Source organism: Mycoplasma marinum, from assembly GCF_004335975.1.
In the GTDB taxonomy this organism is placed as follows: Bacteria; Bacillota_I; Bacilli_A; order Mycoplasmatales; family Metamycoplasmataceae; genus Mycoplasma_K; species Mycoplasma_K marinum.
In genome coordinates this window covers 1-667 of sequence record NZ_PSZO01000108.1, presented here as the reverse complement: position 1 = coordinate 667, position 667 = coordinate 1, and the positions used below count along the sequence as shown (strand labels likewise).

Genomic DNA, 667 nt, shown 5'->3' with positions numbered 1-667 from the left:
AGAATGAAAACTCAAAAAAGTATCAAAAGAACAAGATGTTAAATTGATAATAACTTTATTTGAGGAGGAAATATTCTTTAAAATACTTGTTACTAATAAATGCAAAAATTTAAGGTTAAGAGCATTGATTTCTTTAGGGAGACATATTAATAAATGAGAACATGATATGCAATATTATATGATTGAAAAAGAAAATTATGAAATAGACATTGATAGATGGGATGAAATAGATGAAAATGGTGATAAATGATTAGAATTCCCAACAAAATTGGCGCCACACCAAAAAATTATTAGATCAAAAGAGGCTGAAATGGCATTGATTACACGCGGCACAAAAGAGCATGAAATTACAAATTATAATAACAAGTCACAAATTGCATTGACTCTTTATCGTGCTTTAGATACTCTTGGAAGAGCCAATATGAATCATAGACCAGGAAGACCTTCCGGAAGACCTTCTAATACACCGGATGCACAACTACAAGGAGTTGAGTTGACATTTGAATTTTGTTTAAAAACAAATAATATATCTAATGAAATACTTTATAAGGATTCACATTTCTTTAATAATAAACCTTACTATGTAAAAGATGCGTGAGACCTTAAAAATCCATTAGATCACTTTAAATTTGATGTTAGCTTTTATAAAGAGAGAGATGGAAAAATT

General features: G+C 28.8%; 1 protein-coding gene. It reads left to right on the top strand.

The window, feature by feature from the left end:
• The coding region (locus C4B24_RS05120) for a hypothetical protein (RefSeq protein WP_168388387.1) at positions 1 to 667 on the top strand (667 nt) is incomplete at both ends.